The sequence below is a fragment of the Stappia sp. genome (assembly GCF_048261845.1).
Classification (GTDB): domain Bacteria; phylum Pseudomonadota; class Alphaproteobacteria; order Rhizobiales; family Stappiaceae; genus Stappia.
The window spans coordinates 1-25,816 of record NZ_JBLXFR010000005.1 but is presented as its reverse complement, the minus strand read 5'-3'; the positions used below and the strand labels follow the sequence as shown (position 1 = coordinate 25,816).

Annotated in this window: 22 protein-coding genes; 11 read left to right on the top strand and 11 right to left on the bottom strand. The window is 66.1% G+C overall.

From position 1 onward, the window contains the following. The first annotated feature begins 13 nt into the window (after nucleotides 1–13). On the top strand, nucleotides 14–895 hold the full coding sequence (gene pssA / locus ACN0T5_RS03825; RefSeq protein ID WP_417767295.1) for a CDP-diacylglycerol--serine O-phosphatidyltransferase: 882 nt from the start codon (nucleotides 14–16) through the stop codon (nucleotides 893–895). A gap of 130 nt (nucleotides 896–1,025) precedes the next feature. On the opposite strand, the gene ACN0T5_RS03820 is transcribed toward pssA, so the two are convergent. The 6 genes from ACN0T5_RS03820 to ACN0T5_RS03795 all read right to left on the bottom strand — a co-directional run bounded on the left by ACN0T5_RS03820 (nucleotide 1,026) and on the right by ACN0T5_RS03795 (nucleotide 8,277). Next, a complete protein-coding gene (locus ACN0T5_RS03820) occupies nucleotides 1,026–1,769 on the bottom strand; it encodes an SDR family NAD(P)-dependent oxidoreductase (protein ID WP_417767294.1) in 744 nt (247 codons plus the stop codon). A 4-nt stretch (nucleotides 1,770–1,773) separates the two neighbouring features. Next, nucleotides 1,774–3,279: an amidophosphoribosyltransferase gene (purF, locus tag ACN0T5_RS03815; protein WP_417767293.1), complete on the bottom strand. Its 1,506-nt coding sequence runs from the start codon at nucleotides 3,277–3,279 to the stop codon at nucleotides 1,774–1,776. Nucleotides 3,280–3,433: 154 nt separating this feature from the next. Then, entirely contained in the window at nucleotides 3,434–4,078 is a 645-nt protein-coding gene (locus ACN0T5_RS03810; RefSeq protein ID WP_417767292.1) for a CvpA family protein, read from the bottom strand. 161 nt (nucleotides 4,079–4,239) lie between these two features. Continuing rightward, on the bottom strand, nucleotides 4,240–5,643 hold the full coding sequence (gene radA / locus ACN0T5_RS03805) for a DNA repair protein RadA (protein WP_417767291.1): 1,404 nt from the start codon (nucleotides 5,641–5,643) through the stop codon (nucleotides 4,240–4,242). Then, nucleotides 5,643–6,779 carry an alanine racemase gene (alr, locus tag ACN0T5_RS03800; protein ID WP_417767290.1) on the bottom strand — a complete coding sequence of 379 codons (1,137 nt, stop codon included), beginning with the start codon at nucleotides 6,777–6,779 and terminating at the stop codon, nucleotides 5,643–5,645. Before alr ends, radA begins: the two co-directional genes overlap by 1 nt. A 25-nt stretch (nucleotides 6,780–6,804) precedes the next feature. Then, nucleotides 6,805–8,277 (bottom strand): replicative DNA helicase, encoded by a 1,473-nt coding sequence (locus ACN0T5_RS03795; RefSeq protein WP_417767289.1) that lies wholly within the window; start codon nucleotides 8,275–8,277, stop codon nucleotides 6,805–6,807. A 426-nt stretch (nucleotides 8,278–8,703) separates the two neighbouring features. Here ACN0T5_RS03795 and ugpB point away from each other — a divergent pair, with 426 nt between their 5' ends. From ugpB to ACN0T5_RS03765, 6 genes are all read left to right on the top strand, one after another. Continuing rightward, on the top strand, nucleotides 8,704–10,023 hold the full coding sequence (gene ugpB / locus ACN0T5_RS03790) for a sn-glycerol-3-phosphate ABC transporter substrate-binding protein UgpB (protein ID WP_417767288.1): 1,320 nt from the start codon (nucleotides 8,704–8,706) through the stop codon (nucleotides 10,021–10,023). Nucleotides 10,024–10,162: 139 nt separating this feature from the next. Continuing rightward, nucleotides 10,163–11,044, top strand: coding sequence for a sn-glycerol-3-phosphate ABC transporter permease UgpA (gene ugpA / locus ACN0T5_RS03785; RefSeq protein WP_417767287.1), 882 nt, complete (start codon nucleotides 10,163–10,165; stop codon nucleotides 11,042–11,044). Between the two features lie 8 nt (nucleotides 11,045–11,052). Next, complete coding sequence (gene ugpE / locus ACN0T5_RS03780) at nucleotides 11,053–11,889, top strand: sn-glycerol-3-phosphate ABC transporter permease UgpE (protein ID WP_417767383.1); 837 nt, start codon at nucleotides 11,053–11,055, stop codon at nucleotides 11,887–11,889. Nucleotides 11,890–11,894: 5 nt separating this feature from the next. Then, nucleotides 11,895–12,947 (top strand): sn-glycerol-3-phosphate ABC transporter ATP-binding protein UgpC, encoded by a 1,053-nt coding sequence (gene ugpC, locus ACN0T5_RS03775; protein ID WP_417767286.1) that lies wholly within the window; start codon nucleotides 11,895–11,897, stop codon nucleotides 12,945–12,947. A gap of 156 nt (nucleotides 12,948–13,103) precedes the next feature. Further along, nucleotides 13,104–13,793: an imm11 family protein gene (locus ACN0T5_RS03770; protein ID WP_417767285.1), complete on the top strand. Its 690-nt coding sequence runs from the start codon at nucleotides 13,104–13,106 to the stop codon at nucleotides 13,791–13,793. Nucleotides 13,794–13,893: 100 nt separating this feature from the next. Further along, complete coding sequence (locus ACN0T5_RS03765) at nucleotides 13,894–14,931, top strand: DUF4261 domain-containing protein (protein ID WP_417767284.1); 1,038 nt, start codon at nucleotides 13,894–13,896, stop codon at nucleotides 14,929–14,931. A 132-nt stretch (nucleotides 14,932–15,063) separates the two neighbouring features. Here ACN0T5_RS03765 and ACN0T5_RS03760 read toward each other — a convergent pair whose 3' ends face one another. The 3 genes from ACN0T5_RS03760 to ACN0T5_RS03750 all read right to left on the bottom strand — a co-directional run bounded on the left by ACN0T5_RS03760 (nucleotide 15,064) and on the right by ACN0T5_RS03750 (nucleotide 19,877). Beyond that, the gene (locus ACN0T5_RS03760) at nucleotides 15,064–16,731 is read right to left on the bottom strand and encodes a hypothetical protein (RefSeq protein WP_417767283.1); all 1,668 of its coding nucleotides are present in this window, start codon (nucleotides 16,729–16,731) and stop codon (nucleotides 15,064–15,066) included. A 136-nt stretch (nucleotides 16,732–16,867) separates the two neighbouring features. Next, on the bottom strand, nucleotides 16,868–18,001 hold the full coding sequence (locus ACN0T5_RS03755; RefSeq protein ID WP_417767282.1) for a M20 family metallopeptidase: 1,134 nt from the start codon (nucleotides 17,999–18,001) through the stop codon (nucleotides 16,868–16,870). A gap of 199 nt (nucleotides 18,002–18,200) precedes the next feature. Beyond that, on the bottom strand, nucleotides 18,201–19,877 hold the full coding sequence (locus ACN0T5_RS03750; protein WP_417767281.1) for a methyl-accepting chemotaxis protein: 1,677 nt from the start codon (nucleotides 19,875–19,877) through the stop codon (nucleotides 18,201–18,203). A gap of 307 nt (nucleotides 19,878–20,184) precedes the next feature. Between ACN0T5_RS03750 and ACN0T5_RS03745 the strand changes: the two genes are divergently transcribed. From ACN0T5_RS03745 to ACN0T5_RS03735, 3 genes are all read left to right on the top strand, one after another. Next, nucleotides 20,185–20,874, top strand: coding sequence for a glutathione S-transferase family protein (locus tag ACN0T5_RS03745; RefSeq protein ID WP_417767280.1), 690 nt, complete (start codon nucleotides 20,185–20,187; stop codon nucleotides 20,872–20,874). A 187-nt stretch (nucleotides 20,875–21,061) separates the two neighbouring features. Further along, nucleotides 21,062–21,484 (top strand): nucleoside-diphosphate kinase, encoded by a 423-nt coding sequence (gene ndk, locus ACN0T5_RS03740; RefSeq protein WP_417767279.1) that lies wholly within the window; start codon nucleotides 21,062–21,064, stop codon nucleotides 21,482–21,484. A gap of 151 nt (nucleotides 21,485–21,635) precedes the next feature. Further along, a complete protein-coding gene (locus ACN0T5_RS03735) occupies nucleotides 21,636–23,732 on the top strand; it encodes a molybdopterin oxidoreductase family protein (RefSeq protein WP_417767278.1) in 2,097 nt (698 codons plus the stop codon). A 22-nt stretch (nucleotides 23,733–23,754) separates the two neighbouring features. Here the strand turns inward: ACN0T5_RS03735 and ACN0T5_RS03730 are convergent, their stop codons facing one another. Then, nucleotides 23,755–24,558, bottom strand: coding sequence for a glutathione S-transferase family protein (locus ACN0T5_RS03730; RefSeq protein ID WP_417767277.1), 804 nt, complete (start codon nucleotides 24,556–24,558; stop codon nucleotides 23,755–23,757). A gap of 43 nt (nucleotides 24,559–24,601) precedes the next feature. Between ACN0T5_RS03730 and ACN0T5_RS03725 the strand changes: the two genes are divergently transcribed. Beyond that, the gene (locus ACN0T5_RS03725; protein ID WP_417767276.1) at nucleotides 24,602–25,348 is read left to right on the top strand and encodes a helix-turn-helix transcriptional regulator; all 747 of its coding nucleotides are present in this window, start codon (nucleotides 24,602–24,604) and stop codon (nucleotides 25,346–25,348) included. Between the two features lie 13 nt (nucleotides 25,349–25,361). Here ACN0T5_RS03725 and purN read toward each other — a convergent pair. Then, nucleotides 25,362–25,816, bottom strand: a 455-nt coding sequence (purN, locus tag ACN0T5_RS03720) for a phosphoribosylglycinamide formyltransferase (protein ID WP_417767275.1), incomplete at its 5' end; no start/stop codon positions are given.

Below are 25,816 nucleotides of genomic sequence, written 5' to 3'. Positions count from 1 at the left end.
GGCGGACGTCAGGATGTCCGCTCCCTTTGCTCCCTATGACCCGGGCCCGACGCGCCGCCGTCGCGGCCGCGCGCCGCGCTTCAGCCGGGTGCCGCTGCGCCTGATCCTGCCCAATCTGGTGACGTTGCTGGCACTGTGCTCCGGTCTCACCGCCATTCGCATGGCGCTGGAGGCCCGCTGGGACTACGCCATCGGCGCCATCGTCATCGCCGCCGTACTCGATGCGCTCGACGGCCGTGTCGCCCGGTTGCTCAAGGGAACGTCGAAGTTCGGCGCGGAACTGGATTCGCTCGCCGATTTCGTCAATTTCGGCGTCGCGCCCGCATTGATCCTCTATTCCTGGCTCCTGCAGGAGGTGCGGTCCATCGGCTGGATCGCGGCGTTGATCTTCTCGATCTCGGCCGCCCTGCGGCTGGCCCGGTTCAATGTCTCGATCGAGGATCCGGACAAGCCTGCCTGGGCGGTGAATTTCTTCACCGGCGTTCCCGCGCCCGCCGGTGCCCTGGCGGTCCTCTTTCCCGTCTACCTGGAGCTCGCCGGGGTGCTGCCGCACTGGCCCGAACTGGCACCTGTCGTGGCTCTCTACGTGGTGGCGATCGCGCTGTTGATGGTCAGCCGCTTGCCGACATTCTCGGGAAAGAAGCTCGGTTCGCGCATCCGCCGCGACCTGGTCCTGCCGCTCTTCGTGGCGGCGGTGTTCCTGGTCGCGCTCCTTGTCAGCTATCCGTTCGAGATCCTGGCGCTCGGCGTTACCGGCTATCTGGTCTCGATCCCGCTGGCCTGGCACTGGCATCAGAAATATCTCAAGGACGAGCCGGCGGAGACCGTCGATGACGGCGAGGACGAGACCGACCTTGATCATCTTGGCGATGACGACAAGGACGATACCGGCTGAGGCCGAAGACGGGAAGCAGAACGCACAAATGCAAAAGGCGAGCCATGCGATCTTCGCGTGGCTCGCCTTTTTTCGTTTTCGGCACTGTAGGAAATACCGATTTTCCGTTGCGGAAGACGCGCAGAGGCGCTTACGACGACACTTGAATAAAGTCGCGCAACTCTTTCGAGGGAAAATCGAAAAGCTTTCCGTTCGCCTGGTTTTCCGGGGCCGCGAGATCGAGGATGGAAGCCGCCAGTTCGGAGGGGTGCGGCAGCGTCTCGGGATCCTCGCCGGGCATTGCCTCGGCGCGCATTGCGGTGCGCATCGGGCCGGGATTGACCAGCATGCCGGTGATCGGCGTCTGCATCGTCTCCGCCACATAGGTGCGCACCAGCGCCTCCAGTGCGGCCTTGGAGACCGAATAGGGGCCCCAATAGGCCTTGCACTTGTGTGCAGCGCCCGAGGACAGGAACACCACGCGGCCGGCGTCCGACTGGCGCAGCAACGGGTCGAGCGAGCGGATCAGGCGCCAGTTGGCGGTGACATTGATCGCCATCACCTTGTCCCAGACGCGCGGCGAGATATGGCCGAGCGGTGACAGGCCGCCGAGAATGCCGGCATTGCCGATCAGCGCGTCGAGCTTGCCCCAGCGCTCGTGAATGGCGGCGCCGAGCCGGTCGATCGCGTCATAGTCGGTGAGGTCGACCGGAACCAGCGTCGCCTGTCCGCCGGCGGCGCGGATCTCGTCGTCGAGTTCCTCCAGCCCGCCGACCGTGCGTGCGACGGCGACGACATGGGCGCCCTCGGAGGCGAGTGCCCGGGCGGTGAAGTAGCCGATCCCGCGCGAGGCGCCGGTGACAACGGCGACCCGCCCTTCGAACCTTTTCGTCATGTTGCTATCCTACTTCGACCAGGCGCGGCAGATGGGTGACATCACCGTCCTCGGCCATGTCGGTGAGCGGCGTCGGATAGTCGCCGGTGAAGCAGTGGTCGGTGAACTGCGGGGCCTCGTTGTCGCGCCCCTCGTAGCCGATCGCCTTGTAGATGCCGTCGACCGAGAGGAAGGCGAGGCTGTCGGCGCCGATATAGTTGCGCATTTCCTCGAGGCTGTATTTCGCCGCCAGCAGCTTCTCGCGCACCGGCGTGTCGATGCCGTAATAGTCGGAAAAGCGGATCGGCGGCGAGGCGAGGCGGAAGTGGACCTCGCGGGCGCCGGCATCGCGGATCATCTGGACGATCTTCACCGAGGTCGTGCCGCGCACCAGGCTGTCGTCGACCAGCACCACGCGCTTGCCCTCGATCTGCCCCCGGTTGGCCGAATGCTTGAGCTTGACGCCGAGGGTGCGGATCTGCTGGGTCGGCTCGATGAAGGTCCGCCCCACATAGTGGTTGCGGATGATGCCGAGCTCGAAGGGGATGCCCGAGGCATCGGCGTAGCCGAGCGCGGCGGGGACGCCGGAATCGGGCACCGGCACCACGACATCGGCCTCGATCGGGGTTTCCAGCGCCAGCTGGCGGCCGAATTCCTTGCGCACGTCATAGACGCTGCGGCCGCCGAGAACCGAATCCGGCCTGGAGAAGTAGATGTATTCGAAGATGCAGGGACGCGCCGGGCGGCGGCCGAAGGGGAAGTAGCTCTCGATCCCGCCGGGGGTGCAGACCACCACCTCGCCGTTTTCCACCTCGCGGATGAACTTGGCGCCGATGATGTCGAGCGCACAGGTCTCGGAGGCAAAGATCGGGGCGCCGTTGAGATCGCCCAGCACCAGCGGCCGGATGCCGAAGGGGTCGCGCGCGCCGATCAGCTTCTTGCGGGTCAGCGCGACCAGCGAATAGGCGCCTTCCATCTGGGTGATGGCGTCGATGAAGCGGTCGACGATCTTGTCCTTGCGGGACCGGGCGACGAGCTGCAGCACGACTTCCGAATCGGACGTCGACTGGCAGATAGCGCCTTCCTTGATGAGCTTCTTGCGCAGCGTCATCGCGTTGGTGAAGTGGCCGTTGTGGCAGACCGCGATGCCGCCGCCGTCGAGCTCGGCGAACAGCGGCTGCACGTTGCGCAGGATCGTCTCGCCGGACGTGGAATAGCGCACATGGCCGATCGCGTAGGGGCCCATCAGCCGGCGGATCGTCTCGGCATCCGAGAAGTGGTCGCCGACAAGGCCCAGATGCCGCTCGGAGCGGAACTGGCTGCCGTCGAAGGTGACGATGCCGGCCGCCTCCTGGCCGCGATGCTGGAGGGCGTGCAGGCCGAGCGCCGTGATCGCGGCGGCGTCGTCATGGCCGAGGATGCCGAACACGCCGCATTCCTCGTGCAGCCTGTCGCCTTCGATCTCCTCGCGCCAGAAGTCCGTCGTCACGTTCTCGTTGCGGGAAGCATCATCATGTTCGGGATAGGCCATGGCCTTGCTCCTGGTTGCCCCTGGCGGTGCGGCGCCTGCCGTCGTCAGAAGGGGCTGCAAAACGCGCAAGGGACGGAACCGGTTTTGGCGGTCCGCCCTGGGCGCAGGGATAGCGGTCGGGGTCCGGGCCGGCTCCGTGTCCGGCCACGGGACCTTAGTTGGTGGACGAACCCGATGTCGTCAACTGTTCGAGGCCGCGGCGCTCGCTGTCGGAGTAGCCGGGTTCCTCGGTGGTCGCCGCCGGCTGGCCGGCCGGAGGCGTCGTGCCGCCCTCGGTCTGCTCGGTGCGGTTGCGGATCCGGTCGAGGATGGTGTTTTCCGGGTTCTCCGGCAGGGCGGCGATCAGCCTGTCTCCGATGCTGTCGAGCATCGGCTTGGATTTCGCCGACGCGATCCATGCGGGCTGTTCCTGCCCGGGCACGAACCAGTTGAAGAACAGCATCGCCACGACCACCAGAAGCAGGCCGCGGGCTGCGCCGAAAACGAAGCCGACCGTACGGTCCAGGGCGCCGATGCGGCTGTCGAGGACGAAGTCGGAAATCCGCATCGTGATGTAGCTGACGACGATCAGGGTCACCAGGAAGACGGCGATGACGGCAACGCCGAGCGCGACACTGTCGTTGTTGATATATTGCTTGGCGAAGGGCAGTACCTGCTTGTGCAGGTAGAAGGCCGCGACGGCGGCCGCCACCCAGGAGGCGATCGACAGGACCTCGCGGACGAAGCCCCGGATCATGGCCAGGACGGCCGAGAGGAGCATTATGACGAGAAGGATTCCGTCGAGAATCGTGATCGGCATTGCTCGGCCTGGTCCCTGATCGCAGCCTTAAAGGCGTTGTCGACCCAGTTTTCCGCGTGGGTCGGGCGCGGTTCGTGTCCGTCTGTCCGCTCCGGGGCGCTGCCCGGATCATGCCTGCCGGACGAGGTCCGGCCAATCATGCATTCCGGACGAGGTCCGGTCTATTCGTCTGCGTCCGCCGGCCGGTCGGCGCCGGCCGAACTTGCCGCGATCCGGGCAACGAGGTCGGTGAGCTCGCTCAGACCCGTCACCTTGCCGCCATCGCTGTCGCCGGCATCCGCTTCCGGCACGAAGGCTGAGGTGAAGCCCAGTTTCCGCGCTTCCTTCAGGCGGCTTTGCGACTGCGAGACCGCCCGGACCGCGCCGGAGAGGCTGACCTCGCCGAAATAGACGCAATCGGCGGGAAGGGCAACCCCGCTGAGCGAGGAGATGAGCGCGGCCGCAACCGCAAGGTCGGCGCCGGTTTCGCTGACCCGGAGGCCGCCGGCGACGTTCAGGTAGACATCGTTCTGGGCAAAGCGCACGCCGCAACGCGCCTCCAGCACGGCGAGGATCATGGAAAGCCTTGCGCTGTCCCATCCGATCACCGCCCGTCGCGGCGTGCCGAGCGGCGAGGGGGCGACCAGCGCCTGGATCTCGATCAGCAGCGGCCGGGTGCCCTCCAGTCCGGCGAAAACCGCCGATCCCGGCGTGCGCCCGGAGCGTTCGCCGAGAAAAAGCGCCGAGGGATTGGCGACTTCCGCCAGCCCCTTGTCGGTCATCTCGAAGACGCCGATCTCGTCGGTGGCGCCGAAGCGATTCTTGACCGAGCGCAGGATGCGGTACTGGTGGGCGCCGTCGCCCTCGAAATAGAGCACCGCGTCGACCATGTGCTCGACGACGCGGGGACCGGCGATCTGGCCGTCCTTGGTGACGTGGCCGACAAGGATCACCGTGGCGCCGCTCGACTTGGCGTAACGCACCAGGGCCTGGGCGGAGGCGCGCACCTGGGTGACCGTGCCTGGCGGCGATTCCACCATTTCCGACCAAAGCGTCTGGATCGAATCGATGATCACCAGCGCCGGCGGCGGTCCGTCGGTCAGCGTCGCGAGGATGTCCTCGACGCTCGTCTCCGCCGCAAGCCCGACGGGTGCGTCGGAGAGGCCGAGGCGCGCGGCGCGCAGCCGCACCTGGTCGATGGCCTCCTCGCCTGAGATGTAGACGGCGCGATGGCCGAGCCGCGCGACGCGGGCGGCCGCCTGGATCAGCAGCGTCGACTTGCCGATGCCCGGGTCACCGCCAACGAGCAGCGCCGAGCCGCGCACGAAACCGCCGCCGGTGACGCGGTCGAGTTCGCCGACCCGCGTCTCGACGCGCGCCGGGGCCTCGCTTTCGCCCGACAGCCCGACCAGCGGCACGACCCGTCCGCGCTTGCGCGATGCCACTGTCGGCGAACCGCCGACGCCGGAGCCGCTGCGCTCTTCCACCAGCGTGTTCCATTCGCCGCAGCTGTCGCACCGTCCGGCCCATTTGGCGGCAACCGCGCCGCAGGACTGGCAGACGAAGGCGGTCGCGCGTTTGGCCATCAGCGGGTGGTTCCTGTCGGGTCGCCGATATGGCGGCGGGTGAAGCGGTGGCCGAGCGAGGTGAGCAGCTCGTAGCCGATGGTCCCGGCCGCCGTGGCGACCTCGTCGACGCCGATATTCGCCCCGAAGAGCTCGATGAAGACGCCGCGTTCGGCTAGTCCCCCGGGCAGGGCGCTGACATCGAAGGCGGTCATGTCCATGGAGACGCGGCCGAGCGCCGGCAGGCGGTATCCGGCAAGCCAGGCGTCGGCACCCGGCCGGCCGTCGCTCGAGCCGGCGCTTCTCAGATAGCCGTCGGCATAGCCGGCGGCAACCATGGCGACGCGCATGTCGGCGGGCGCGGTCCAGGCCGCGCCGTAGCCGATGGTCTGGCCGCGCTTCAGCAGGTGGGTCTGCAGGATGCGGGCCTCGAGCGTCACGACAGGCGCGAGCCGGCTGGCCGGATCGCTCGATGGCTGGCCGCCATAGAGCGCGATGCCGGGGCGGGCGAGATCGAAGTGGAAGTCGGGGCCGAGAAAGATGCCGGCAGAGTTCGCGAGCGAACAGGGCACGCCCGGAAACTGGGCCGCAATCTCCCGGAAACGGGCGAGCTGGCCCGCGTTCGAGGGAGCGTCCGGGGTGTCGGCGCAGGCGAGATGCGACATCACAAGCGACAGTCCCGGCAGCCCGTCGGCGGCGACTCCGGCGGCTTCCTCGGCGGCAAGGCCGAGCCGACTGATGCCCGTGTCGACATGGAGCGCCGAAGGGCCGGGGGCTCCGGCCTCCCGCCACTCGGCGACCTCTGCGGGCGAGCCGAGGCAGGGGCGCAGTTCATGGGCGGCATAGTATGCCGCATCGCCCGGGTAGAGGCCGTTCAGAATGTAGACGGCCGCCCCGGGCAGGAGGCTGCGCAGCCTTGCGCCTTCTTGCGGCGTGGCGACGAAGAAGCTCCGGCAACCGGCCTGCCAGAGGGCCGTCATGCAGGGCGCATCGCCCAACCCGTAGCAACCGGCCTTGACGGCGGCGCCGCATTCCGTGCCCTCGGCGAGCCGGGCGGAGAGCGCCCGCCAGTTGGCGGCGAGGGCCGCCAGATCGACCGTGATGCGGCCATTGTCGCCGGGCTGCGAAGGGCCGCGGCGGATGGGAGGACTGGACATCGGGTCTGTCACGGCGCGGTCCGTCTCAATGGGGATCGGGGAAACGGTCCGGATCGGCAAGATCGGAGAAGCGCGTGAACTCGCCCTGGAAATGCAGGTGGGCGGTGCCGGTGGGGCCGTGACGCTGCTTGGCGATAATCACCTCCGCGCGGTTCCTTGCCCGGTCGAGCTTCTCCATGTCCTCCGGTGTCGCCTCCGTGCCGATCGCCTTGGCGAGATAATATTCCTCGCGATAGACGAAAAGCACGACGTCGGCGTCCTGCTCGATCGAGCCGGATTCGCGAAGGTCCGACAGGATCGGGCGCTTGTCGTCGCGCGATTCGACCTGGCGCGAGAGCTGGGACAGCGCGATGATCGGGACGTTCAGTTCCTTGGCCAGCGCCTTCAGCCCGGTGGTGATCTCGGTGATCTCCTGGACGCGGTTGCCCTGGTTCTTCGAGGAGCCGGTGAGCAGCTGGATATAGTCGACGATCAGGAGGTCGAGGCCGCGCTGGCGTTTCAGCCGGCGGGCGCGGGCGACGAGCTGGGCGATGGAGATGCCGCCGGTCTGGTCGACATGCAGCGGCACGCTCTGCATCGTCTGCGAGGCGGCGGCGAGCTTCTCGAAGTCGTGTTCGGAAATGTCGCCGCGACGGATCTTGGAGGAGGAGATTTCCGTCTGCTCGGAAATGATACGCGTGGCGAGCTGCTCGGCGGACATTTCCAGCGAGAAGAAGCCGACAACGCCGCCATTGACGGTCTTGATGGTGCCGTCGGGCTGCTCCTCCGACATATAGGCCTCGGCGACATTGTAGGCGATGTTGGTGGCAAGCGAGGTCTTGCCCATGGCCGGACGTCCGGCGAGCACGATCAGGTCCGAGGGCTGCAGCCCGCCCATCAGCGCGTCGAGGTCGCGCAGCCCGCTGGCGATGCCCGACAGCGCGCCCTCGCGCTGGAACGCGGCCGCCGCCATCTCGATGGTCGCGGTCAGCGCATCGCCGAAGGAGACGAACCCCTGGTCGGAACGGCCCTTCTCGGCAAGCTCGAACAACCGCCGCTCGGCATCGTCGATCTGCGCGCCGGGCGGCATGTCGATCGGCGCGTCGAAGGCGATGTTGACCATGTCCTCGCCGATGCGGATCAGGTTCCGCCGGATCGCGAGATCGTAGATGGCGTGGCCGTAGTCCTCGGCATTGATGATCGAGGCGGCATCGGCGGCGAGCCGCAGGATGTATTGCGCCGCCGACATGTCGGCGATCTTGGCGTCCTGCGGAAAGAAGGTCTTCAGCGTGATCGGCGAGGCGATCTTGCCGGCGCGGATGAGCTGGCCGGCCTTCTCGTAGACCTCCCGGTGCGGAGCGATGAAGAAATGCTCCGGCTCCAGAAAGTCCGATACGCGGTAATAGGTCTCGTTGTTGACGATGATCGCGCCCAGCAACTGTCGTTCGGCCTCCGCATTGTGCGGGGCAACGCGCATCGTCGCGGCGTTCGTGTCGTTCGCCGGTAGCGGACCCTTCATGTCGTTTCCTCTCGTGGGTCTATGTTCCTAGCGGACGAGAGGGGGAGGGTGGAAGCGCAAATCACAGGCCGGACGTGTACCGCAAAGAGGATCGGGGATAACCGCTCCCGCCGGTTGACGTTCGCGAACGCTTGCGTTCCGCGGCAGTCCGGTGCCGAAAACGTGGTTTTTCGGCGCGCGGCGGCGCTGTCATACTGCTGTTTCCGGGCGTCGCCGAAAAAGCGAAGGGGATGTGAAAATCCTCGCGCAATCTTGGGGTTGCGGACGTCATGGAACTGTCGCTTAATGTTCATGTGAGCGACATATCGCGTTCATATGAAAACAATACGAAATGCGGGCGTTTCGTTCGGCGCGACCGGAAAGCGGGTCGTGATCGCAAGTCAACCGCATGTCGGGCATATCCCCGAGCCTTGGGAGCAAACGAACATGGCATATCGCAAGACATTGGCCGGCCTCGTCGCAGCGACGATCCTCGCCGGCAGCACCGGCGTTTCCTACGCCGCGACCGAAATCCAGTGGTGGCACGCGTTTACCGGCCGCCTGGGCGAGCTGCTTGCCGAGCAGGTCGAGAAGTTCAACGCCTCGCAGAGCGACTATGTCGTCGTCGCCTCGCACAAGGGCAATTATTCCGAGACGCTGAACGCCGGCATCGCCGCCTTCCGCGCCGGCGAGCAGCCGCATATCCTGCAGGTCTTCGAGGTCGGCACCGCGACGATGATGGGTGCCAAGGGCGCCATCAAGCCGGTCTACGAGCTGATGGCCGAGACCGGCAAGCCGTTCGACCAGGACGCCTATCTGGCGGCCGTCGCCGGCTACTACACCACCACGGACGGCCAGATGCTGTCGCTGCCCTACAACTCCTCGACGCCGGTCCTTTACGTCAACCGCGACGCCCTGTCGGCGGCCGGCATCGATCCGGACGCCGATCTGTCGACCTGGGAGAAGGTCGGCGAGGCGCTCGACAAGCTGAAGGCCTCCGGCTCTTCCTGCCCGCTCACCACCGCATGGCAGAGCTGGGTGCACCTGGAGAACCTCTCCGCCTATCATGACGTCCCCTTCGCCACGAAGGAGAACGGCTTTGCCGGCGTCGACACCGAACTCGCCTTCAACGGCCCGGTGCAGGTCGCCCATATCGAGGCCATGGGCCAGTGGGCCAAGGACGGCAAGTTCATCTATGCCGGTCGCCGCAACGAGGGCGGTGCCCGCTTCCGCTCCGGCGAATGCGCGTTCTTCACCGAATCCTCCGCCGGCTATGCCGGTGTGAAGGCCGAGGCCCAGTTCGCCTTCGACATCCGTCCGCTGCCCTATTGGGGTTCGGTCGAGGCCGCTCCGGTCAACACCATCATCGGCGGCGCTTCGCTGTGGGTGATGTCCGGTCACGAGGCCGAGGAATATGCCGGCGTCGCGGAGTTCCTGAACTTCCTGTCGACCGCCGACATCCAGGCGAAGTGGCACCAGGACACCGGCTACCTGCCGATCACCCATGCAGCCTATGACCAGACCAAGGCGGCCGGCTTCTATGGCGAAAACCCGGGCACGGACATTGCCGTCATCCAGATGACCGGCAAGGCCCCGACGGCCAACTCGAAGGGCCTGCGACTGGGCAGCTTCGACCAGATCCGCGGCATCATCGACGAGGAACTGGAAGCCGTGTGGGCCGGCGACAAGGCCGCCAAGGACGCGCTGGACAACGCCGTCGAGCGTGGCAACCAGCTGCTGCGCCGCTTCGAGCAGGCCAACCGCTAAAGCCTGAAGTGCGCCCGCGGGCAGGGGCGTTCCCTGCTTGCGGCCCGCCCGTTTCGGGAAACGGTCCGGCGATATCCGCCGGGCCGTTTTCTCCCGTCGGCGACAGCCGACATCCATTGTTCCGCCGGTGGTCCGCGCCATGCACAAACGCGTCGTCTTCAACAGCCGGGTGCTGCCCTATCTGCTGCTCGCGCCGCAGATCCTGGTGACGCTCGTCTTCTTCTTCTGGCCCGCCGGCCAGGCGATCTACCAGTCTGCCTATATTCCCGATCCTTTCGGTCTCTCCTCGCAATTCGTCGGTTTCGGCAATTTCGAGTTCCTGCTGAGCGACCGCTATTATCTCGCCTCGTTCAAGACGACGGTGGTCTTCTCCACGCTTGTCACGGCGCTTTCGATGGGGGCGGCGCTGTGGCTTGCCGTCATGGCCGACCGGGTGATCAAGGGGTCGAGCGCCTACAAGACGCTGCTCGTGTGGCCCTATGCGGTGGCGCCCGCCGTTGCCGGCGTCCTGTGGCTGTTCATGTTCAATCCGAATGTCGGCCTCGTCGCCTGGTATCTGAAGGCGATGGGCTACGACTGGAACCACGTGCTCAATGACGGCGAGGCGATGGGCCTTGTCGTCGTCGCCTCGGCCTGGCGGCAGATCAGTTACAATTTCCTGTTCTTCCTCGCCGGCCTGCAGGCGATCCCGAAAAGCGTCATCGAGGCGGCCGCCATCGACGGGGCGAGCTTTGCCCGCCGGTTCTGGACCATCGTCTTTCCGCTCCTGTCGCCGACCACCTTCTTCCTGCTCGTCGTCAACATCGTCTACGCCTTCTTCGAGACCTTCGGCGTGATCCACACGATCACCTCGGGCGGGCCGCAGCAGGCGACGACGATCCTTGTCTACAAGGTGTTCTCCGACGGCTTCGTCGGCCAGGACCTCGGGTCCTCGGCGGCCCAGTCGGTCATCCTTCTCTTCGTGGTCGGGCTGCTGACGGTCGTCCAGTTCCGCTACATCGAACGCAAGGTGCACTACTGATGAGCGGCATGGTCGAAAAACGCGGGCTCGGCGTGTGGCTGACCCATATCGGGTTGATCGTCGGCATCGCCATCATCTGCTTCCCGATCTACATGGCCTTCGTCGCCTCGACGGTCAGCCAGCCGGAGATCGTCCGCCCGCCGATGCCGCTCGTGCCGGGCGGGTACTTCATCGAGAACTACACGGCCGCGCTGACCAGGGGCGTCAATTCGCCGGTGCTCCTGATGCTGTTCAATTCCAGCGTCATGGCGTTCGGCATCACCATCGGCAAGATCGTCATATCGATCATATCCGCCTATGCGATCGTCTATTTCCGGTTTCCCTTCCGCATGGCCTTCTTCTGGATGATCTTCCTGACGCTCATGCTCCCCGTCGAGGTGCGCATCGTGCCGACCTACGAGGTCGTCGCCGGCTTCGGCATGCTCAATTCCTACACGGGCCTGATCCTGCCGCTGATCGCCTCGGCGACCGCGACCTTCCTGTTCCGCCAATTCTTCCTCACCGTGCCGGACGAACTGATCGAGGCGGCCCGGGTCGACGGGGCGGGGCCGGTGCGCTTCTTCCTCGACATCCTGCTGCCGATGTCGCGCACCAACATCGCGGCGCTCTTCGTCATCCTCTTCATCTACGGCTGGAACCAGTATCTCTGGCCGCTGCTGATCACCACCAAGCCGGACATGAACACCATCGTCATGGGCATCAAGCAGATGTTCCCCTCCGGCGACGACATCGCCGACTGGCCGGTGATCATGGCAACCACGCTGCTTGCGATGCTGCCGCCCGTCGCCGTCGTCATCTTCATGCAGGGGCTCTTCGTGAAGGGCCTCGTGGAAAGCGAGAAATAGGTTCCATGGCTGAGATCGCCTTTTCCAACGTCCGCAAGTCCTACGGACCGACCGAGGTCATCCACGGGGTCGAGGCGGAGATCGCCGACGGCGAGCTGATCGTCATCGTCGGTCCCTCGGGCTGCGGCAAGTCCACCCTGCTGCGCATGGTGGCGGGGCTGGAAACCATCACGTCGGGCGAAATCTCCATCGGCGGCCGTGTGGTCAACGAGCTGGAGCCGCGCGAGCGCGACATCGCCATGGTGTTCCAGAACTATGCGCTCTATCCGCACATGACGGTTTTCGCCAACATGGCCTACGGGCTGAAGATCGCCGGCGTGTCCAAGGCCGAGATCGCCGAGCGCGTCGGCCAGGCGGCGAAGATGCTGGAGCTCGAGCCCTATCTCGACCGCAAGCCGCGCCAGCTTTCCGGCGGCCAGCGCCAGCGCGTCGCCATGGGCCGGGCCATCGTGCGCAAGCCGTCCGTCTTCCTCTTCGACGAGCCGCTCTCCAATCTCGACGCCAAGCTGCGCGTGCAGATGCGCGTCGAGATCAAGACGCTGCAGCGCCGCCTTGCCGTCACTTCGCTCTATGTCACCCACGACCAGGTCGAGGCGATGACCATGGCCGACCGCATCATCGTGATGAATGGTGGCAATGCCGAGCAGGTCGGCACGCCGCTGTCGGTCTACAACAAGCCGGCGACCGTCTTTGTCGGCGGCTTCATCGGCTCGCCGCCGATGAACTTCCTGCAGGCGGCCCGGCTTCAGGCGAGCGGCCTCCTGCGCAAGGTGGCGGAAACGGCCGGCCCGGCGGACGCGCTCGACACGGTCGGCGTGCGCCCCGAGCATCTGTCCTTCTGCGAGGAGGGGGCGGCGGTGCTGTCCGGCAAGCTGGTCATCGCCGAGGCCCTGGGTGCGGAGACGCTCGCCCATGTGGAACTCGACGACGGCGAGCGGATGATCGTGCGGGTCGATGGCGGGCGCGAGGTGCCGGTCGCCGGCGCGCGGGTGCATCTGTCCTGCGGTGCCGAACACCTGCACTATTTCGGCGCGGACGGGAAGCGGCTGCCCGACTGAGAGGGGTATTCACCTTCCCGCAACCATCGATTGCTAGCCTCCGGCATTCCTTGCCGGAGGCTGTCGACATGCATTGCAGCGTTTGCGTTCATCCGTTTCCGCAGGATCGGTCCCAGGGATTCGTCCCGTCGCCCTGGCCGTGCCGGGACTGATCCGATGGCAGCCTGGATTAAGCTGGCCTTCGATCATCGGGAGCCGATCTTCGAGTTCCTGGACACCGCGGAAGACCCGCACAGATTTGGACTGAGCCTGGGCTTGCCTGTCGGAGCGCGGCGGTTACGGACGAAGGCCCGGCAAATCAACGTCCGCAAGAGACTGCCCGACATTTTCGCGATGCCGGGGCTCAACGCGGTCAGCCAGCGGTTCAGGGATCTGGTGGAGGAATTCGAACCGGGAACGCATCAGTTCTTCCCGCTCGAACTCTCCTACAAGAACGGCACACCGGTGGAGGAGCCGTTCTTCGTCTTCAACTGCTGCGTGTCATTCGACAGCCTGCTCGTCAGCCGTTCCGAGGTGGCGTGGTACAATTTTAACGATCCCTTGACCTCTCCACGTCTGAACGTGCTTTGGCGGCATCGCAACGTTCTGAGCCGCCCGGCGATTACAGGACATCACATCTGGTGCTCTCTGCGGCTTCGCGTCGCCGGCCTTTACGTGTCCGATGTGTTTCACGACCAGATGAAGCGGCGGAAGATCCGCTATTTCGATGCGAGTCCTTGCGAGGAAAGCGAGGAGCCGTGGATCGCCGAGGAAAATGCCGGGCCGATTCTCGAGTGGGAGGCGCGGCATGGTCTCTTGAAGGGTATGATGCCCTGGCTGATCGAGAATCCGGACGTTCTTTTTTGATGAATCTGCAGTTCGGCTTGCGGGCGTCCGCAATGGCAGGTTCTCGCATCTGCAACCTTTGGCGTATAATCCTTGGCGTGCCGCGTCAGAGGATGTGCCGATGTCCGACCGTTTCTTCAGTCTCGTGCTGCTCGACGTTTCCCGCCGCCTCGACATGGCGGCCCTCGTCCTGCAGATTCGCCAGCTCACGGCGCCAATCGGGCTCTCCGTCGAGCTCTTGCGCGACGCGCAAGGGGCCGAGCCGGCGATGGTCGGGGTCGGCGGGGTTCCGTTGACGGTCATCGTCCAGGCGGCACCGGTGCCACCGGGGACGATGGAGCAGGCGGTTGCCGCGTCGCTGGCCTGGCCGGAATCCGGCGCGGCGGTCGAGGCGCATGACGCCCATCTCATCGTCGGCTGTGTGGAGCTGCCGGCGGATCACGAGCAGGCGCTGCATTTCGCCATGGTCACCACCTTCGTCACCGCTGCCGCGCTCGACGTGAGCGACGGCCTCGGCGCCTATTGGGCGAGCGGCGAGATGATGTTGTCGCCCGAGGGCATGCGTGATGCGGTGCGCGCCATGCTGTCGAAAAACCTGCCGGTCGAGGACTGGGTCAACCTGATGTGGTTCCCGGACGAGATGACCGGGCAAGGTCAGGCGATCGGTGCGGCGACCCTTGGCGCACGCCACTTTTTCGGTATGGAAATCGAGTTCCTGCCTGCACCGAAACAGCCGGTCGACGTGGCGCAACGCATCTTCGGGCTGGTCCGCTACCTTCTGGCCCATGGCGCGGTCGTCAAGGACGGCGACACGATCGGTGAAAGCGAGACCGACATCACGCGGGTGCGCTTCCTGGACAAAGGCACGTTCGTGCCCGGCCGGGTATTGCAGCTCGCCGTGGAAACGCGCGGGGAGGAGGTGGCCATGTCTTCGCCGGCGCCGCAGTCTTTCCCCGAGGCATCCGGAGAGCCGTCGGCCGCGCCGCTAGCGCCGGCTCCTGGCGGCCCGCCGCCCGACGATCAGGAGGCGGGGGAGGCTCTTTCCCCGCCGCCCGCCGCTCCGACCAGTCAGTATCCGGAGCCGATGGTGGCCTTTCCCGATCCCACTGCCGGCACCGTCCCGAGCCGTCCCGTCTTCGGCAGGCGCGGCCGGACCTGAATCCGCCCGCTCAGTCCAGCGTTTCGATCAGCCTGCGCATCAGCTGCATCCGCTCGCCCAGCGAGGGGATGAGGACGTCGTCGCCGTCGGGGGGGGCAGGCCCGCCGCTGCGTTCCGCGAGCTGGCGCGGGCTCAGGAGGGCATCTGGAAGCGCTTGCAGCTCCCGACGCGTTCGGCGGTTTTCGCCGGCCAGTCGACGAACCCGTGTATCGTCTTGATCAGACCGACATCCGTCGAGAAATCGATCCCGCGCAAGCGTCCGTCATTGTCGAAGAGGGCCGCATTGGCGGTGGGGTTGGAAAAGTCCGTGTTTTCCGATGCATGAAAGGCGATGGCGCCAAGCCTGCCCAACTCGCTCGGCGCGTAGCAGCCGAGCCGCGCGACCCTGGTTCCGAGGATTTCCGCCGCCTTCTCGAACGCACTCGCCCCCGTGAGAAGCGCATGGTCGGCCACGCCGAACGCATTGCCGGAAAAGCGTACGAAGAAAGCGTCCTCGTCTTCCACCGCCAGCGACTTCAGCACCGCTGGATCCGCTGCGGTTCCGGAGAAAATTGCCCTTTCGAGATCCGCCATCTGCGTGTTGACGTTGCGGTTTCCGAAATCGCCGCGTGGTTGGGCGAGCGTCCATGTTTCGTTGTGCAAGCGCAGTTGCGCGAGGTCCTCCTGCGAGAAGCAGGCATCGTTGTGGGCGTGCGGTGCGGCGGCATAGCGAACGCCCCTGGTCATCTCCTCAAGCGCCGACCACATGGCGATTGCCGTGTCGCGCCTGGACAGCTTGAGCTGGCTGCGTAGCGTCGAGCGCAGGCTGTTGCAGACCTCCCTCAGGTCGACATCGTCGTTCGGGTCGGAGAGATCGATGGCGATATCGGACGCGTGAACCCGCAGCGGTGTGTTCTCGTTGAGCAGTTTGGCGCGGATTGTCCGGTCGCTTTCCGCGAAGATAGGTCTGTCGAGCACATCGGAGCCCCGGCCGATGCTCACGTCCTCACGGTCGAAGAAAAGCGATTCCAGGTAGCTCAGGCGAATGTCCACGCTTCCCACGGGTTCGAACACGGCGTTGTTCGACGGTGCGGCGAGGAGCGAAGCCCTGATGATCGTGTTGACGTCGTCGCTGTCGATCGGAAAGGTTTCCTTCGCTTCGACCTGGGCTCCCAGACGCTGATTGAAGGTGCGTTGCAGGTCTTCCAGCATTTCCAGCGAGTCGTCGGTTGCCAGGACCTTTCCGGCCCAGCCTGCAACCCCGAAAACATCGCGCGTCCCGGCCGCCAGGCGCTGGATTCCTGAAAGCATCGTTATGTCGACGGCGTCCGTCTTCGACATGCCGAGCGTCATCAAGAACCGGGTGTTGCGTCGGACGGGAAAAATCGGCGTCACATTGCCCGAAATCAGGCCGGAGATGCAGTTCTTGTCGTCGTCGCCGGATCGGACATCCGTGTAGGTGATGTGCAGAAACGGCAGGTTCTCGACGATGAAGTTGCCATCATAATCCTTGATGGACATCGTCAGCTGCGCCGACTGGTTCTCGCGCCGTGCGAGCGAGCGCAACATGCGCCAAACAGTGTCATTTTCCCGGCAGTTGAAGACCGAGTAGCCGCTCAGCGCGCCGATCCCCATCCGGTTGTGGATCTCGAGGGAAACATAATTGTCTTCCGAGGGCGAAACCGGCTCGGCGCTGTCCATCTCCACGCGTCCGGTGATCTGCAGCTCCTCGAAGACGGGGAAGAACTCGTCCGCCCGGGCCTCCGGGGCCAGACCTGAAATGGCCAGAAGCCCGCAGGCAGCAAACAGTCGCAACGTCATCCCATATCCCCCCCCCGGTCGAGATTGCAGGGAGGATTCAATTGCAATTCATGGTGGGTGTCAATTGCGCGCACCGTTGCGGGCGCTGCCACCAGCAGCGTCCTTGCCCCTGGTGGCTGCCCCTAAAGACGCCCGCTCAGTCCAGCGTTTCGATCAGCCGCCGCATCAGCTGCATCCGCTCGCCCAGCGAGGGGATGAGGATGTGTTCGTTGAGGGTGTGGACGTCGTCGCCGTCGGGGCCGAGGCCGTCGAGCGTCGGCACCGCATGGGCGATGAAATTGCCGTCCGAGCCGCCACCGGTCGTCTCGCCGATCAGTTCGAAGCCGATTTCGGCGGCCAGTCCCGCCGCGTGGTCGAACAGCGCCTTGCTGGCCGGCGACTGCTCGAAGGGCGGGCGGTTCATGCCGCCGGTGATCGTCAGCCTGGTGTCCGGCGTCTTCGGCGTCAGCGAGGTGATGCGGGCGACCATTTCCTCGGCGGCGGCAAGCGTCGGCACGCGCAGGTCGATCTCGGCCACGGCGAATTGCGGCACGACATTGGTGCCCGTGCCGCCCTGGATCTCGCCGACATTGACGGTAATCTCGCGGTCGTAATCGGTCATCGCTTCCAGCGCGATGATCTGGTGGGCGAGTTCGGTGACCGCGCTGCGGCCCTGCCAGTGGCGCGCGCCGGCATGGGCCGGGCGGCCCTCGACCTTGAGCGTGAAGCGGCCGACGCCCTTTCGCGCGGTGACCACATGGCCGCCGTTGCGGGCAGGCTCCGTCACCAGCGCGTATTTCGCCTTCGCTCCCTGTTCCTCGATCAGCGCCTGCGAGGTCGGACTGCCGACCTCCTCGTCGGCGGTGAAGAGGATGCTGACGGCCAGCGCCGGGACCGGTCCGCCGGCCTTGATGGCGTCTGCGACAGCGCGCATCGCGGCAAGCCCGTTATAGGCGCCGCCCTTCATGTCGCAGATGCCGGGACCGTAGCAGCGATCTCCCTCGATGCGCACCGGCAGGTCCTTGTCGATGGTGCCGCGCGGATGCACCGTGTCGAGATGGGAGAGGAAGAGGATGCCGGGCTTCGAGTGGTCGCCCCAGGGCGAGCGCACCAGCAGATGGTCGCCCCGGCCGTCGCGGCCGGCAAAGCGCTGTGTGCTGGCGCCGAAGGCCTCGGCCTGTTGCGCGACCAGGTCCATCAGACGGTTGAGCCCCTCGACATCCGGCGTGTGGGTCTCGATGCGCACCCAGTCGAGCAGGCCGGCGAGCAGATCCTCCGACGACGGCGTCATGGCTATCCTCATGTGATGTGATGTGAAAAGTCAGGCGGGAAGCGAATGATAGCGCGGCGTTTCACGCTCCGCGAGAGGCAAATTCCCAAGCCCGCGCCGGTTTTCCCGTGATCGCCGAGAGACCCGACGTCGGACGCGGCACAAAAAAGCCGCCGGCATTGCTGCCGGCGGCCCTGAATGATGGAACGCGGGTCCGCTGTCAGGCGGCGCGCACGCCTCCGAGGAAGGTTTCGACTTCCTTCTTGAGGGCGGCGGCGTCGCGGTTGACGGCGGAGGCCGCGTTGGTCACGCCGCCGGCGGCGGTCCTGGTCTCGCTGGCGGCATGGGAAACGCCGAGGATGTTCTCGGTCACTTCCTGCGTGCCGCGCGAGGCCTCTTCCACGTTGCGGGCGATTTCCCCGGTTGCCGCGCCCTGTTCCTCGACGGCTGCGGCGATGGCCGCGGCGATCGCGTTCATTTCCTCGACGGTGCGACCGATGGACTGGACGGCGCCGACCGCGATCCGCGTCTCGGACTGGATCGAGGAGATCTGCGAGGTGATTTCCTCGGTTGCCTTGGAGGTCTGCGAGGCAAGTTCCTTGACTTCCGCCGCGACGACGGCGAAGCCGCGTCCCGCGTCGCCGGCGCGTGCCGCCTCGATGGTCGCGTTCAGCGCCAAGAGGTTGGTCTGCTCGGCGATGGCGGCGATCATGCTGACCACCTGGCCGATCTTCTCGGCGGCGTCCGCCAGACCCTGGATCTGGCTGTCGGTGCGCTGCGCCTCGCCGACGGCCTGGGAGGCAATCTGCGACGACTTGGAGACCTGCGAACTGATCTCGGAGATGGAGGAGGAGAGCTCCTCCGTGGCCGAGGCGACGGTCTGCACGTTGGCCGCTGCCTGCTGGGCGGCGGTCGCGACCGTCGCGGAGCGGGTGTTGGTGCCCTCCGCGATGTCGGCCATGGAGCGGGCATTGTGCTCCATCTCGCCGGCCGAGGTCGTGACGGCGGTGAGCAGCGCCGTGGCGCTCTCGTCGAAGCGGCGGGTCATCTCCTCGATGCGACGGGCACGCTCCTCGCGGGTGCGCTGCTCCTGGATCTGCGCCACCGACAGGTCCTGGGCGCGCAGCATGCCATCGCGGAAAACCTCGGTCGCATCCGCCATCTGGCCGATCTCGTCCTTGCGCCCGACACCGGGCACGGAGACCGACAGATCGCCTTGCGCAAGGTGGCGCATGGCGTCGGTGATCGCGGCGATGGGCCGGGTGATGCTGTTGGCGAGGAAGAGGGCGAAGCCGGCAATGAGCAGGATCAGCGGCACCACCCACACGGCAGTGGCGATCAGGTGCGCGTTGAAGGCGGCATCGACATCATCGACGTAAAGCGCGGTGCTGATGGCCCAGTTCCAGGGCGCGAAGCCCATCGTGTAGCTGACCTTGGGAGCCGGCACGGTCTCGCCGAGGCGCGGGAACAGGAACGAGGTGTAGCCGCCGCCCATGCGGGCGCTTTCGATCTGGCCGACGACAAATGCCGTTCCGTTCGCGTCCTTGGCCGCCCACAGGTTCTTGCCCTCGACCTCGGCGCTGGGATGGGCGATGACGAAGCCCTGGTTGCCGCGGCTGGAGTCGAGAACGATGAAATAGTCGTTGCCGTTGAAACGCATGGAGCGCAGCTTGTTGCGCGCCATGGCCTGGGCTTCCTCGGTCGTCAGCCGGCCGGCCTGCTCTTCCTCGTGAAACGTCTTCACGAGGCTCAAGGCGGTTTCCACCTGGGTCTGGACCAGGGCACGACGACCGTCCATCAGGCTCTTGTGGAAAGTGTAGGTCTGGACGCTGAGCACGAGAAGGAGCGCGGCGAGCGCACCCGTGAGAAGCACGAGCATTTTCTGTTTGATCGACATGGGAAAAACGGCCTCGCGAGACTGAAGATAGCTGCAGTAAGTGCTTTGACTGCTGAACCGACGGTAAATAATTTTCGAAAATCCGCCGCCGCTCGATCTTGCCGTGGCGTCATTCGATCTTTGACGCAACCGGAGGCTTTGCTTCATCGGGGTTTTTGCATCTTGAAGTTGAGATGATCCGGTTCGCGCAAACTCCGATCCCTGTTGCGGTTCGTCCTTGGCCGGGCGGGTGGTGGCAGATAGTCTGCGCCGCGAACGAGTCATGCTCCTGGGGAGCACGGCGTCCGATCCCGACGGGAGGCAGATCTTGAGCTTGATCCTCTACGAACTCTGCGGTGCCGACACCGCACGTCCCTTCAGCCCCTATGCGTGGCGCGCACGCATGGCCTTGAAGCACAAGGGCCTCGACTTCGAGACCCGGGCCAAACCCTTCACGCAGATCGCCTCGATCGCGCCGGAAGTCGGCAAGACAGTGCCCATCCTCGTCGACGGGGACCGTACCATTTGCGACAGCTGGGCGATTGCCGTCCATCTGGAGGAGACCTATCCGGACAGGCCGAGCCTCTTCGGCGGGCCGGGTGGCATGGCGGCGGCGAAGCTGATCGAGAGCTGGGTCAACGCTTCGGTGAGCGCGCTGATTGTGCGGATGATCGTCAAGGACATCTGGGACCTGCTCGCGCCGGAGGACCAGGCCTATTTCCGCCCGCCGCGCGAGCAAAGGTTCGGCATGAGCCTGGAAGAGGTGCAGGAGGGGCGCGAGAAGCGGCTTTCCGATCTCGCCACGGCGCTGCTGCCGCTGCATCTGATGCTGAAGACGCAGCCCTTTATCGGTGGGGACAGTCCGCTCCAGAGCGACTACATGCTGTTCGGCACTCTCCAGTGGGCACGTATCACGAGCTCGTTCCAGCTGCTTGAACCGGGTTCGCCGGTCGCGGAGTGGCGCGAGCGATGCCTCGATCTCTTTGACGGCTACGCACGCGCCATTCCGGCGGCCTGACGTTCGGCGAGAAACTGCGGGAACCGGCGCCCCTGACGCCTTGCGGGGGCGCCGATCCCCGGCTATACGCATGGCGCGCCCGGGACCGGGCGCCACGAGATCAAGGATCGTCCGGCCTTCAAGGTACGGACGGGCGAGGCGCCGCGAGGGCGCGGCGGCTTCGTCAGACAACAACGGGAAAACGACAATGGCGATCGAGCGCACCTTTTCGATGATCAAGCCGGACGCGACGCGTCGCAACCTCACCGGCGCGATCACCGCGATGCTGGAAGAGGCGGGCCTGCGCGTCGTCGCGTCCAAGCGCGTGTGGATGTCTCGCCGCGAGGCCGAGGGCTTCTACGCGGTCCACAAGGACCGTCCCTTCTTTGGCGAGCTGGTCGAGTTCATGTGCTCGGCCCCGACGATCGTGCAGGTTCTGGAAGGCGAGAACGCCATCGCGAAGAACCGCGAAGTGATGGGCGCGACCAACCCGGCCAATGCCGACGAGGGCACCATCCGCAAGGTCCATGCGCTGAACATCGGCGAGAACTCGGTACACGGATCCGACGGCGCCGACACGGCCGCCCAGGAGATCGCCTACTGGTTCTCCGAGACCGAGATCGTCGGCTGAAGCCAAACGGGGCTCTTCCCGATTACGGACGAATGACCTTGGGAGGGCCGGCCATTGTGCCGGCCCTTTCGTTTGTGGGCCGACCGGTTCTTGACAGCGGGTGCGCATGTGCCGACCTTGGCGGCCTGTTTCTCCTGCCCGCGAGTGACGCATGAACGCCCCCGTTGCGAATGCCCCCATCCTGAAGGCCTCCGCCTGTCCGCATGACTGTCCCTCGACCTGCGCGCTGGAGGTGGAGTTGCTTGCCGACGGCACTGTCGGCCGGCTCAAGGGCGCGCGCGACAATGCCTATACGGCCGGCGTCATCTGCGCCAAGGTCGCCCGCTATGCCGACCGGCTCTATCATCCCGACCGCTTGATGCGCCCGCTGAAGCGCGTCGGGCCGAAGGGCGAAGGGCGCTTCGAGGAGATTTCCTGGGAAGAGGCGCTCGACACGGTCGCGGCTGCCTTCCTCAAGGCGGAGGCCGCGCACGGGGCGCAGGCCGTCTGGCCCTATCACTATGCCGGCACGATGGGGCTGGTGCAGCGAGATTCCATCCACCGGCTGCGCCACGCCAAGGGCTATTCCCGCCAGTTCGACACGATCTGCACCAACATGGCCTGGACCGGTTACATTGCCGGCACGGGACGGCTGGCCGGGCCCGATCCGCGCGAGATGGCGCGTGCCGATATCGTGGTGATCTGGGGCACCAATCCGGTCTCCACCCAGGTCAACGTGATGACCCATGCCATCACCGCGCGGAAGACACGCGGTGCGAAGATCGTCGCCATCGACGTCTATCCGACCCAGACGGTGAAGCAGGCCGATCTCGGCCTTGTCCTGAAGCCCGGCACCGACGCGGCGCTTGCCTGCGCCGTCATGCATGTCCTCTTCCGTGACGGTCATGCCGATCGCGACTATCTCGAGCGCTACACCGACTGTCCGGACGAGCTGGAGGCGCATGTGGCGGCGCGCTCGCCGCAGTGGGCGGCGGCGATAACGGGCCTGTCGGTGGAGGAGATCGAGCGTTTCGCGACAATGGTCGGCGAGACGAAGAAAACCTATTTCCGCCTCGGTTACGGCTTCACCCGGCAAAGAAACGGCGCGGTGTCCATGCATGCGGCGTCCTGCATCGCGGCGGTCACCGGCGCCTGGCAGCACGAAGGGGGCGGAGCGTTCCACAACAATGGCGCGATCTACACGCTCGACAAGTCGATGATCGAAGGGCATTCGCTGGTCGACCCGGCGACGCGGCAGCTCGACCAGTGCCAGATCGGCCGAATCCTGACCGGCGACGCGCAAGCCCTGCGCCACGGCCCGCCGGTGACGGCGATGCTGATCCAGAACACCAACCCGGTCTCGGTCGCGCCCGAGCAGGAGCTGGTCAAGCAGGGTTTCGCCCGCGAGGACCTCTTCGTCTGCGTGCACGAGCAGTTCATGACCGAGACGGCGAAAATGGCCGACATCGTGCTGCCGGCGACGCAGTTCCTCGAGCATGACGACATCTACAAGGGGGGCGGTCACCAGTATCTGATGCTTGGGCCGAAGGTGGTCGAGGGCCCCGGAGAGACGCGCCCCAATCTTTACGTCCTCAACGAGATCGCCCGCCGCGTCGGCGCGGCGGAGCATCCCGGCTTCGCCATGAGCGCGCGCGAGCATATCGACTGGATGCTGAAGGCCTCCAACTTCGGTTCGCTGGAGGAGATCGAACGGGATCGCTGGGTCGACTGCCAGCCGGAGTTCCGTACCGCGCATTATCTCGACGGCTTCGCCTGGCCGGACGGCAAGTTCCGTTTCCGGCCCGACTGGCCGAAGGTGCCGGCGCCCAATGCCGGACCGATGGGCCCCTTTGAACAGATGCCGGGCTTGCCGGACTACTGGGCCGTGGTGGAGGAGGCGGATGCGGAGCATCCCTTCCGGCTGGCCACCTCGCCGGCGCGTTCCTTCCTCAACTCGACCTTCAACGAGACCGCCGCCTCGCGGACCAAGGAAGGCCGGCCGGAGCTGATGATCGGGGCTGAGGATGCGGACGGCCTCGGCATTGCCGACGGCGATGCGATCCGCATCGGCAACCGGCGCGGCGCGGTGATGCTGCACGCACGCCTGACCGCCGGACTGAAGCGCGGCGTGGTGATCGCCGAGGGGATCTGGCCGAACGAGGCCTATCCGGACGGGAAGGGCATCAACACGCTGACCGGCGCGGATGCGGTCGCCCCGTATGGGGGCGCCGCGTTCCACGATATCGCGATCTGGGTGCGGAAGGCCTGAACCCGCCCGTTTAGAGCCCGCTTCAGGCGGCCTCGGTCGCGCGCTTCAGCCGGTCCGGGATCTTTGCCGCCGGCCCGAACACCGTGCGCTCGAAGCGCAAGGCATAGTCGGCGAAGGTCGGGATGGCCCAGGCATGGCGGGTCAGGCTCGTGTCGATCCGGCTTGTCAGCATGTTGATCAGGAGCCCGGCCAGGATCGCGTCGACGCTGGTCGGCCGGTCGCCCATGAAGAAGGGCTTGTCGTCGAGGAAGGTGGCGATCGCGTCGAGATCGTTGCGGCCGAAGGTGTAGATCTCCTCCGGCACATGCCGGCCGAGGCCGTGCATGTGAAGCGCCTGCCGGACCTGCTCGCGCACGCCAAGGAAGACATCGCGGCGCATGGCTTCCGGCACTCCGCCGAAAGCCGCGTCGATCATTTCGGCTTCGCCCGCCGGATCGATCCAGCGGGCATGCACCATGCTCCAGCGCAGGTGTTCCTCCGCCATGCGGCGGAAGGCCTCGGCCATGGCGCGTTCGACACCGGTCAGTTGTGCGTCGATGTCGAGGCCGTGGTGGCGCTCCAGATGGCGCTGGATCAGCGAACTGTCGGGAATGACGAGATAGCCGTCCTTCAGCACGGGCACCTTGCCGTGCGGGAGGAGGCTGAAATCGGTGACTTCCTCCCTTGCGTAATCGCGACCGGCAAGCGCGATCAGCGCTTCCGCCTTGTAGGCGAAGGGGGAAAGGCTGCGCAGGCCCAGGGCGGCGGGGAAGTCGAGCAGGACAAGCATGGTGAAACTCCCGGTCAGGTGGTGTTCCGGCTTGTAGCCTTCCCCTGCTGACAGCATACTGTCAGCATCGATCGGCTTGTTGTCAGTTGGAAGGAATCTCATGCGTCGGGCCGACAGGCTGCTCCAGGTCATCCAGATCCTGCGCCGGATGCGACGGCCGGTGAGCGGCGGGGCAATCGCGGCCGAGCTGGAAGTGTCGCTGCGCACCGTCTATCGCGACATCGTCGCGCTGCAGGCCTCCGGTGTTCCGGTGCTGGGCGAGGCGGGTGTCGGCTATGTGCTGGAAGACGGCTACGACCTGCCGCCGCTGATGTTCACCTGCGAAGAGCTGGAGATCGTCATGCTCGGCTTGCGCATGGCGCAGGCGCGCGGCGACGAGGCGATCTGCCGGACGGCCCGCGATGCGGTCGCCAAGATCGCAACCGTGTTGCCCGGGGACCTGCGCGGCGGATTTCTCGACGCCCCGCTCTACGCGCCGCCGCCGGCCTCACTGCCGGCCGACCGGATCGAGCTGGCCCGCCTGCGCGAGGCGCTGCGGATCGAGCGCAAGGTGGAGATCCTCTATCAGGTGCCCGGCCGCGAGCCCGAGCGGCGCGTCGTCTGGCCGATCGTGCTGGCCTTTTTCGAGCGCGCCCGGGTGCTGGCCGCCTGGTGCGAGTTGCGCCAGGACCATCGCAATTTTCGCACCGACCGGATGCTGGAAATGACCGTGCTGGAGGCGCGGCCGCCGCGCGGGCGCAAGCGGCTCTATGCCGAATGGTGGAAGAAGCGGGCCGAGGAGGCGGCGTGCATGCAGATCGAGGACGTCGCGTCGCCGGACGAGCCGGCCCGCCGGGCGGCCGGCTAGCCGGCAGGGCGGCTTATCTGGCCGGAACGATCAGCGGTCCGGGGGCGGGCCCGTCGCCTGCCTTCAGGCGCACGCGCATGCCGTCGATCTCCACGGCGCCCGAGGCGACCAGCGCCAGCGCCTTGGGATAGATCGCATGCTCGATCTCCAGCACCCGCGCGCCCAGGGTTTGCGGCGTGTCGTCATCCATCACCGCCACCGCGCCCTGCGCCACGATCGGGCCTGCATCCATCTCGGCGCGAACGTAATGCACGGTGGCGCCGTGCAACCGGCAGCCTTCGGCCAGCGCGCGGGCGTGGGTGTCGAGGCCCTTGAACGCCGGCAGCAGGGCCGGGTGGATGTTGAGCAGCCGGTCGTGCCAGCGCTCGACGAACCAGGGCGTCAGGATGCGCATGAAGCCGGCGAGGCAGACAAGCTCGATGTCGCGGGCGCGCAGTTCGGCGTCGAGCTTTTCCTCGAACCCCTGGC

Bases quoted from the DNA above. Each gene is read 5' to 3' on its own strand.
- ACN0T5_RS03795 (WP_417767289.1), bottom strand. From the start codon at position 8,277: ATGAAGGGTCCGCTACCGGCGAACGACACGAACGCCGCGACGATGCGC.
- ACN0T5_RS03750 (WP_417767281.1), bottom strand. From the start codon at position 19,877: ATGTCGATCAAACAGAAAATGCTCGTGCTTCTCACGGGTGCGCTCGCC.
- ugpB (WP_417767288.1), top strand. From the start codon at position 8,704: ATGGCATATCGCAAGACATTGGCCGGCCTCGTCGCAGCGACGATCCTC.
- ACN0T5_RS03760 (WP_417767283.1), bottom strand. From the start codon at position 16,731: ATGACGTTGCGACTGTTTGCTGCCTGCGGGCTTCTGGCCATTTCAGGT.
- purF (WP_417767293.1), bottom strand. From the start codon at position 3,279: ATGGCCTATCCCGAACATGATGATGCTTCCCGCAACGAGAACGTGACG.
- alr (WP_417767290.1), bottom strand. From the start codon at position 6,779: ATGTCCAGTCCTCCCATCCGCCGCGGCCCTTCGCAGCCCGGCGACAAT.
- ugpE (WP_417767383.1), top strand. From the start codon at position 11,053: ATGGTCGAAAAACGCGGGCTCGGCGTGTGGCTGACCCATATCGGGTTG.
- radA (WP_417767291.1), bottom strand. From the start codon at position 5,643: ATGGCCAAACGCGCGACCGCCTTCGTCTGCCAGTCCTGCGGCGCGGTT.
- ACN0T5_RS03770 (WP_417767285.1), top strand. From the start codon at position 13,104: ATGGCAGCCTGGATTAAGCTGGCCTTCGATCATCGGGAGCCGATCTTC.
- pssA (WP_417767295.1), top strand. From the start codon at position 14: ATGTCCGCTCCCTTTGCTCCCTATGACCCGGGCCCGACGCGCCGCCGT.
- ugpC (WP_417767286.1), top strand. From the start codon at position 11,895: ATGGCTGAGATCGCCTTTTCCAACGTCCGCAAGTCCTACGGACCGACC.
- ACN0T5_RS03725 (WP_417767276.1), top strand. From the start codon at position 24,602: ATGCGTCGGGCCGACAGGCTGCTCCAGGTCATCCAGATCCTGCGCCGG.
- ndk (WP_417767279.1), top strand. From the start codon at position 21,062: ATGGCGATCGAGCGCACCTTTTCGATGATCAAGCCGGACGCGACGCGT.
- ACN0T5_RS03820 (WP_417767294.1), bottom strand. From the start codon at position 1,769: ATGACGAAAAGGTTCGAAGGGCGGGTCGCCGTTGTCACCGGCGCCTCG.
- ACN0T5_RS03735 (WP_417767278.1), top strand. From the start codon at position 21,636: ATGAACGCCCCCGTTGCGAATGCCCCCATCCTGAAGGCCTCCGCCTGT.
- ACN0T5_RS03765 (WP_417767284.1), top strand. From the start codon at position 13,894: ATGTCCGACCGTTTCTTCAGTCTCGTGCTGCTCGACGTTTCCCGCCGC.
- ACN0T5_RS03755 (WP_417767282.1), bottom strand. From the start codon at position 18,001: ATGACGCCGTCGTCGGAGGATCTGCTCGCCGGCCTGCTCGACTGGGTG.
- ugpA (WP_417767287.1), top strand. From the start codon at position 10,163: ATGCACAAACGCGTCGTCTTCAACAGCCGGGTGCTGCCCTATCTGCTG.
- ACN0T5_RS03730 (WP_417767277.1), bottom strand. From the start codon at position 24,558: ATGCTGTCAGCAGGGGAAGGCTACAAGCCGGAACACCACCTGACCGGG.
- ACN0T5_RS03810 (WP_417767292.1), bottom strand. From the start codon at position 4,078: ATGCCGATCACGATTCTCGACGGAATCCTTCTCGTCATAATGCTCCTC.